Origin of the sequence: Mesorhizobium sp. M0184 (assembly GCF_040322215.1) — a bacterium.
Classification (GTDB): domain Bacteria; phylum Pseudomonadota; class Alphaproteobacteria; order Rhizobiales; family Rhizobiaceae; genus Mesorhizobium.
The window spans coordinates 79,803-87,890 of record NZ_JAMYSZ010000028.1 but is presented as its reverse complement, the minus strand read 5'-3'; the positions used below and the strand labels follow the sequence as shown (position 1 = coordinate 87,890).

Genomic DNA, 8,088 nt, shown 5'->3' with positions numbered 1-8,088 from the left:
CGGCGCGGGGCGCGCCACCCCCCCCGGGGGGTGCCCCCCGCGGGGGGGTGTTTATCGGTTCCGGGGGGGGGTGGTGGTGGGTCTGGTGGGGTGGGGGGGGGGGGGGGGGTAATTCGGCGGGGCCCCCCCTGGCCGTTGCCGTGTTTATGGGCAGGCCTGGACGAAAGCTGCGACATTGCCGCTGCCGCCCTGGCTGACATTGGCATCGCAGCCGTGGCCCACCTGCACGCCGGCAGCAATGTTGCCGTTACCGTCCTGGGTCAGAATGGTGGTGTGGTTGGAGCCGAACTGGCCGACGCCGGCCACGTTGCGGTTGCCGTTCTGGTAGGTGGCGCCGTAGTTGCCGGCCCCGTCCTGGCCGATAGCCGAAAGGTTGTGGCGGCCGCGCTGCTGGCCGATCACCTTGTTGAAGCGGCCGTTCTGATACACCCGGATACGGTTTTTGAAGCCGTTCTGGGCGCCGCCGGCCGAGTTCGACCAGCCATATTGCTCGATGCGCACGTCATTGGCCATGGCCGGAGCGGCGGCAGTGATACCGACAAGAGCGGCAAGCGCGGTTGCGATGAAAGAATTGCGGATCATGAGAGCGTCTCCTTTGGCGGACGGGACCGCGGTTGAACGGCTTCTTTTTAGGAGATGCCGTTCGAACTAAGGCTGAAGGCGGCGTTCAGCTGGGGTTCAGGAGGGCTTGCGCGGGTCGTGGCTGCGGCGGTCAGGCCGCTATTCGCTAGGGCAATGGGTGGAGCACACTCGCGAAGGGCGGCCGGTGTTGGGTCATTTCTATACTTGTCTATACTTGGCGATTGGCCGCTTCCGGCCGAAAGGCTGACTGTCAGCAACGGGCCGCCAAATCGACCGTTCACCTACGAACCCTTGCCGCGTGAAATACGACATCCCTGTTGAGGACGTTAGGCGTTCCGGAACTACGGCAAGAGATCCGTCACAGCGCGCCCACTTCCGTCCATTGCCATAGGGAAGCTGGCATGTTCGTGGATGATTTTCCAAGAACCGGCGACGCGCCTTAGCACGATGGTTCGCCGGCTCCAGGAGTCGACCTTTGTGCCATCGGTCTTAATGCCAGTCATGCGCGACAGGCCGAAGGCCACTGCAAGATCGCCGTCGATTATGAGCTGCGGGTCAGCCATGTGAACGGTGACGCCGTTGCGCCAAGTTGCAAACCAAGCATTTATCCCTTCGATGTCGCGTGCCTGTTCGCCTCGATAGGCAAGCGGCGGCGGCAGATCAAAAACCACGACATCCGGGTCCATGGCATCGACGTTGCCGCGGGCGTCCCCCTTGGCAGTTGCGTCTTCCTGGCCCCGGATGACAGACAAGACTTCCTTTTCAGACATATCGTTGCTCCTTCATTTTCTGGAACGACGAGGCCGGGGCGATCAATCCGACATCGATACCATTCGTAACAAATAGGGCCGGTCCTAGCTGCTGTTGCATCGTGATATCAAGAGTGATGAGCCCCTCATCTGCCGGACATCGCATCATCGGGGGCTCTAGTGGCCCACCCGCACCCGCTGACCTCACCACTCAGCATCCCGCAGTCCCAATGGGAAGACCGATATCCAAATTACGCCTGCCAAGACCACGGTCACCCTCCGCGAGGTGGCGGCACTCGCCGGCGTCAGCGTCGCCACTGCCTCAAAAGCCCTCAACGGGCAGGGGCGGATGACCGCCGAGACGCGGACGCGTATTCGCGAGACGGCGCAGCGGCTTGGCCTTAGCCCGAACAGCTTGGCGCAGAGCCTGTTGCGGCGGCTCCCTTACCGTCGGGCCCGCTGACCAACGATCTATCGCCGCGCCTTCGGCGCGCATTTGTGACGGTCACCGCCCTCATGAAGCAACTCTGATCCCAAATATCATCGTGCGATGCCAAGCCGCTGCGGGAGGGGATGCGGGTAACGTCAGCAAAGTGGAACAATCCGGCAGCCGGCGGGTTTGTACGATGAAGGGCGATCTGTTTCGGAGGAAGATTACGATGAAACGCGTCCTTGCCCAACATGCGGTGCGACTGATGCTCGGCGGTGTAACCGCCTGCCTGCTCACGGTCGTCGAGATTCCCAACCCGATTGCGCCATTGTCGCTCGTGTCCGAGGCAAGGGCTGCCACCACCGTTTCGATCAGCACGTTCTACGAAGACCTGTCTTCCTATGGTGATTGGGTCTCGTATCACGGAGCGACCGTTTTCGTGCCGGTTGATGTGCCTGACGATTGGCGTCCGTATACGCTTGGACACTGGGTCTATACCGAGCAGTATGGCTGGCTCTGGGTGTCCGACGAGCCATTCGGCTGGGCGACGTACCATTACGGCCGGTGGGGCTATGCCGACGATATCGGCTGGTACTGGGTTCCGGGCACTCGCTGGGCGCCAGCATGGGTGAGTTGGCGTCGTGACAGGGAGCACATCATTTGGGCGCCGCTGCCGCCCCGCCGCGATCCGGATTTGATTTCAATCGAGGTGACCTTCGACACGACGCCGGATTATTACTGGGTTGTGGTCCCCACCCGCGAATTCCTTGCCGCGGACATTTCTGTGGTCGTTATTCGTGATGAGCCGGAGTTTGTGCGCATTGTCGAGGCGGCCGAACCGGCCGGCGACGTGACGATCCAGAACAATTTGGTGATCAACAAAGTCATTGATGTCGATGTGATCGAAAAGGAGACGAACCAGAAGGTGACTGCCGTCAAGGTCAGCAAGACCGACGCGCCCGAGCAGTCCGGCAAACTGGAAAACGATACGGTCGCTGTCTTTGAGGGCGAGGTGAAAGCCGACCCTAAGGCCAAACCAGCTAAGCTCAAAGACATCGAGGAGGTGAAGCAGGTTCAGGCTGGCCGGAAATCGAAGCCGACCGAAGGCGCTGCAACGACCGAGCCCGAAGAAACCGCCAAGCCTGAGAAGCCGAAGGTCGGCGAGCAGCCCGCCGCCGAGCCGCAGCAGGCCGAGCCCGAAAAGGCGGCCAAACCTGAGAAGCCGAAGGCCAAGGAGCAGCCGGCCACCGAGCAGCAGCAGGCCGAGCCCGGCAAGGCGGCCAAGCCTGAGAAGCCGAAGGCCAAGGAGCAGCCCGCCGCCAAGCAGCAGCAGGCCGAGCCGGAACAGGCGGCCAAGCCTGAGAAGCCGAAGGCCAAGAAGCAGCCCGCCGCCGAGCAGCAGCAGGCCGAGCCCGAACAGACGGCCAAGCCTGAGAAGCCGAAGGCCAAGAAGCAGCCCGCTGCCGAGCAGCAGCAGGCTGAGCCGGAGCAGGCTGCCAAGCCTGAGAAGCGGAAGGCCAAGGAGCAGCCAGCGGCCGAGCAGCAGCAGGCCGAGCCCGAGCAGGCGGTCAAGCCCAAGCCACAGAAACAGAAACAGAAGGCGTGCGATCCACAGACTGAGAACTGCTAGCTCTGCGGGTAGACTGCGGGCACCGCGGCCGTTCCATCGCGGTGCCCGCTGAACGGCAATGCACGCCAAAGCTGCTCGCCCTCTTTCCTTCGGGCCGCCATGGCAGATCCTGGACCCAGGGCAGCGAGTCGTAGTTGACTGCCGAACATGCCTGTAACCAGGCCATTCCCTCTTGCCATCCTTGCATCCTTCCCCTAATCTTCCTTTTGAGAAAACCTTTTCCCAACTCTGCCGGCATCCGCTGACTTCACCAATCAGCACCTCGCAGGCCCATAAGAGAAAAGCTTTTCTCAAAGGGAGGATCGATATCCGAATCATGGCGTCCGACGCGCAGCCAACGCCTGTCAAACAGCCGGTCACCCTGCGTGAGGTGGCGGCGCTTGCCGGCGTCAGCGTTGCCACGGCCTCAAAAGCGCTGAACGGGCAGGGGCGGATGACTGCCGAGACGCGGGCCCGTATTCGCGAGACGGCGCAGCGGCTTGGCTTTCGCCCGAACAGCCTGGCGCAGAGCCTGTTGCGGCGGCGCTCCTTTACCGTCGGGCTTTTGACCAACGACACCTATGGCCGCTTTTCGCTGCCGCTGATGGCCGGCGTTTCCGATGCGCTGGTCGATGCCGGTGTCTCGGTGTTCCTGTGCAATGTCGAGGACGACCCGCGGCTTGCCCAGCTGCATGTCGATGCCATGCTCGACAAGCGCGTCGACGGCATCATCGCCACCGGCAAGCGCATCGACCGCCATCTGCCGGTCGACCTTGCCAATCTCGGCATTCCGGCGATCTACGCCTTCACCGAGCCCGATCCCGGCGCCATCGCCTTCGTCTCCGACGATGCCGGCGGGGCGCGGCTGGCTGTCGAGCATTTTTGCCGGCTCGGGCGTCGGCGCATCGCCCATGTCAGCGGTCCGGCGAGCTTTGCCGTGGTGCACGCCCGCGCCGAGGCCTATAGCGCGGTGCTGGCCGAGAACGACCTGCCGGTCATGGAGCCGCTGCTCGGCCCGTGGTCGGAGGCCTGGGGGCATGAGGCGGTGGCAAAACTGTTCGACGGCGAGGGATTCAATGGCACGCGCGAAAAGCCCGATGCGGTGTTTTGCGGCAACGACCAGATCGCGCGCGGCGTCATCGACGCCTTGCGCGAGCGCGGTATCGGCGTGCCGGACGCGGTCGGCGTCATCGGCTTCGACAATTGGCAGATCGTCGCCGAGGCAACCCGCCCGCCGCTGACCTCCGTCGACATGAACCTGGCCGCGCTCGGGCGCGAGGCCGGCCTTGCCTTGCTTTCGCTCGTCGGCGGCGAAGCCGCTCTGCCGGGCATCAGAAAACTGCCGTGCCGGCTGGTGGTGCGTCAGTCATGCGGCCGTCCGCCGGACGGCTGAACGAAACGGGCCGTGTCGATAGTCACCCGCTTGGGGGCGCGGCTAAATTAAAACGCTAAATTAAAACCATGTGGAGGAGAAGCATGAGAACCACCATTACCGGGCTCGCCATCGCCGCGAGCATTTTGGGCACGCTGGCAACAGTCGGCTCGGCCGCCGCCGACACCGCCAACATCTGGGTGCGCGCCGACGGCTCGAACTTCATGCCGCGCGTCGTCGATGCCTTCAACAAGGGGCATCAGAACCAGATCAAGCTCGACATCATTCCCAATGCCGAAATCATCCCGAAATACGGCGCTGCAGCCGCCGGCGGCACGGCGCCCGACGCGCTGTCGCTCGACCTGATCTACACGCCGTCCTTCGCTGCCGCCGGCCAGCTCGAAGACATCACCGACTGGGCGAAATCGCTGCCTTATTTCGCCAGCCTGTCGCCGGCGCATGTCAAGACCGGCACCTATAAGGGCCGCATCTACGGGCTGCCGTTCTCGGCGGATTCCTCGGTGCTGATCTGGAACAAGAAGCTGTTCAAGCAGGCCGGCCTCGACCCGGAAAAGGGCCCGACCAACTGGGCCGAGATCGAAGCCGACGCCGAAAAGGTCAATACGCTCGGCGGCGACATCAAGGGCTTCTACTTCTCCGGCAATTGCGGCGGTTGCAACATCTTCACCTTCACGCCGCTGATCTGGGCCTCGGGCGGCGACATCCTGACCGAGGACGGCTCCAAGGCGACGCTGGACACGCCGCAGATGCGCGGCGCCATCGACCTCTACCGTTCGATGGTCAAGAAGGACCTGGTGCCTTCAGGCGCGCAGACCGACACCGGCTCCAACTTCTTTGCCGCCTTCGCCACCGGCAATATCGGCATCTCGCCGTCCGGCGCCTTCGCCATCGGCGCGCTCAACACGCAATATCCCGATATCGACTACGGCATCACCTTCCTGCCCGGCAAGGACGGCGGCTGGTCGTCGTTTGCCGGCGGCGACAATTTCGTCGTCACCAAGGGCACCACCAAGGTCGCGGTGGTGAAGGAGTTCCTCGACTTCGCCTATTCGCTCGAGGGCCAGACGATCCTGGCGAAATACGGCAGCCTGCCGGTGCGCGGCGACATCGCCAATGAGGCGCTGAAGGATCTCGACCCGCGCTACAAGGTTGCCGCCGAAGCCATGGCCAAGGGCCGCACGCCCTATTCGGTGGTGTTCAATGACCTGATCAACTCGGCCAACGGTCCGTGGAACCAGATGATGAACGAGGTCTTCTTCGGCGAAGACGTCGACGGCGCCATCGCCAACGCGCAGGAGACCATGCAGTCGATCATCGATTCGGCGCCGCAGAAGTAAAGCGCCACCTCCCCCTCGAGGGGAGGTCGGACCGAAGGTCCGGGTGGGGTCATCGCGGCAGTGCTCGACGCTCTTTTGATGTCGGCGCGCTTCGCGGAGGACCCCACCCCCGGCCTTCGGCCGGACCCTCCCCTCAAGGGGGAGGGGGACGTAGCGCTAACGGAAGACCACGGCATGACCACCATCACAGCAACCACCGCCGCGCCAGCGCGCGCATACAAACTGGTTGGCGCCGGCCGCCGGCAGTGGATCGGCCTGCTCTATGTCGCGCCGGCCGTCGCGCTTGTCGTCGTCTTCTTCATCGTGCCGCTTTGCATGACCGCCTGGATGTCGCTGCACAACTGGCCGCTGATGGGCGCGCATAGCTTTATCGGGCTCGACAATTACTGGGCGATCCTGCGTGACACCCGCTTCTGGAACGCGCTGAAGTTCACCGGCTACTACACGGTGGTGGTGACGATCGCGATCTTCGCCGTCGCCTTTCCGCTGGCGCTGTTCATCGAAAGGCCGCGGCAGCTGACCGGCTTCTATCGCACGTCCTTCTTCATGCCGGCGGTCATCGGCTTCGCCTCGGCCAGCCTTTTGTGGTCGTGGCTGCTCAATGTCGATTCCGGCCTGTTCAGCCCGGCCGCTTTCGAGCTTGGCCTGACCGAGAAGAAATTCAACCTGCTGGCGACCTTCCAGCCGGCCTTCTGGTCGATCATCGCCATGGTCGTGTGGAAGGTGGCGGGCTTCACCATGATCATCCTGATGACCGGCCTGCAATCGATCCCGCCGGATCTGCAGGAGGCGGCGATGATCGACGGGGCAGGGCCATTCGCGCGGTTCCGGGCGATTACCTTGCCCTTGATGCGCCGCACACTGGCGTTGGCGTTGATCCTGTCGGTTGCCGGCTCGATCCTCGCCTTCGACCAGTTCTACATCATCCTGCGCGGCGGGCCGCGCAACCAGACGCTGACCGCCGTCTACTGGATCTTCAACCAGTCCTTCGTGTCGTTCAAGCTCGGCTATGGCGCAGCACTTTCGATGGTCCTGCTGGTCATCCTGGTGGCGCTCAGCCTTATCCAGCTGCGGCTGCTGCGCAATCCGGAAGGGGTCGACTGATGGCGCAGGCTCGCACCCGCAAACGCCGCATCGCCATGCAGATTGCCGAGCACTCGACCGGCATCATCGCGTCCATTCTGTTCCTGGCACCGATCGTCTGGACGGTGCTTTCGGCCTTCAAGCCGGCGCAGGAGGCGCGCCAGCCGCCGCTGCCGCCGTGGCCGACCAGCGGCATCTCGCTCGAGAACTACGCCACGCTCAACACCTTCGGCGACGGCCTCTGGCTGCCGGCGCAAAACAGCATCTATGTCTCGGTCATGACGGTGGTGCTGTCGGTGATCGTCAGCGTGCTCGCCGGCTACGGTTTCTCGCGCTTCCGCTTTCCGCTGAAGAACCTGCTGTTCGTCGTCATCCTGTCGACGATCATGATCCCGTTCCAGTCGATCCTGACGCCGATCTTCCTGGTGCTGACAAAAATTGGCCTGCACAACACGCTGACCGGGCTGGTCTGCGTCTATGTCACGCTGCAGCTGCCGTTCTCGATCTTCATGATGCGCAACGCCTTCGATGCGGTGCCGCGCGAGATCGAGGAGGCCGCGCGCATGGACGGCGCCAACAACGTCACCATGCTCTTGAGGGTGATGCTGCCGCTGGTCTGGCCGGGCATCGTCACCATCGCGCTGTTCGCCTTCCTTGGCGCCTGGAACGAGTTTCTGGCGGCGCTGGTGCTGATGACAGACCAGTCGAAATTCACGCTGCCGATTATGATGACCGCGCTGCAGTCCGGCCGCTTCGGCGCCATCGACTGGGGCGCCGTGCAGGCCGGCGTCACCGTGATGATGGTGCCGTGCCTCGTGCTCTTCCTGCTGCTGCAGCGCTTCTACATCCGCGGCCTGATGGCAGGGGCCGTGAAGTGACCACAAGAAATCGAACGGGAGTAAATT

At 63.4% G+C, this 8,088-nt stretch carries 7 protein-coding genes and 1 pseudogene; 6 read left to right on the top strand and 2 right to left on the bottom strand.

Annotation, left to right across the window (positions count from 1 at the left end; translation table 11 throughout):
* Positions 1-144 precede the first annotated feature (144 nt).
* Together NKJ23_RS26900 and NKJ23_RS26895 are read right to left on the bottom strand one after the other, a co-directional pair.
* Complete coding sequence (locus NKJ23_RS26900) at positions 145-582, bottom strand: curlin (protein WP_352452314.1); 438 nt, start codon at positions 580-582, stop codon at positions 145-147.
* A gap of 341 nt (positions 583-923) precedes the next feature.
* Positions 924-1,352: a YybH family protein gene (locus tag NKJ23_RS26895; protein ID WP_352474419.1), complete on the bottom strand. Its 429-nt coding sequence runs from the start codon at positions 1,350-1,352 to the stop codon at positions 924-926.
* A 223-nt stretch (positions 1,353-1,575) separates the two neighbouring features.
* Here NKJ23_RS26895 and NKJ23_RS26890 point away from each other — a divergent pair.
* From NKJ23_RS26890 to NKJ23_RS26865, 6 genes and pseudogenes are all read left to right on the top strand, one after another.
* Positions 1,576-1,770 (top strand): annotated as a pseudogene (locus tag NKJ23_RS26890) (LacI family DNA-binding transcriptional regulator); the annotation flags it as partial.
* Between the two features lie 187 nt (positions 1,771-1,957).
* Positions 1,958-3,391 carry a DUF6600 domain-containing protein gene (locus NKJ23_RS26885; protein WP_352683525.1) on the top strand — a complete coding sequence of 478 codons (1,434 nt, stop codon included), beginning with the start codon at positions 1,958-1,960 and terminating at the stop codon, positions 3,389-3,391.
* A gap of 316 nt (positions 3,392-3,707) precedes the next feature.
* Positions 3,708-4,763 (top strand): LacI family DNA-binding transcriptional regulator, encoded by a 1,056-nt coding sequence (locus NKJ23_RS26880; RefSeq protein ID WP_352683523.1) that lies wholly within the window; start codon positions 3,708-3,710, stop codon positions 4,761-4,763.
* 83 nt (positions 4,764-4,846) lie between these two features.
* Positions 4,847-6,100 carry an ABC transporter substrate-binding protein gene (locus NKJ23_RS26875; RefSeq protein ID WP_352683521.1) on the top strand — a complete coding sequence of 418 codons (1,254 nt, stop codon included), beginning with the start codon at positions 4,847-4,849 and terminating at the stop codon, positions 6,098-6,100.
* Positions 6,101-6,274: 174 nt separating this feature from the next.
* Positions 6,275-7,204, top strand: coding sequence for a carbohydrate ABC transporter permease (locus NKJ23_RS26870; protein WP_352452309.1), 930 nt, complete (start codon positions 6,275-6,277; stop codon positions 7,202-7,204).
* Entirely contained in the window at positions 7,204-8,061 is an 858-nt protein-coding gene (locus tag NKJ23_RS26865) for a carbohydrate ABC transporter permease (RefSeq protein ID WP_352509445.1), read from the top strand. The genes NKJ23_RS26870 and NKJ23_RS26865 overlap by 1 nt, the downstream gene beginning before the upstream one ends.
* Positions 8,062-8,088: the final 27 nt, after the last annotated feature.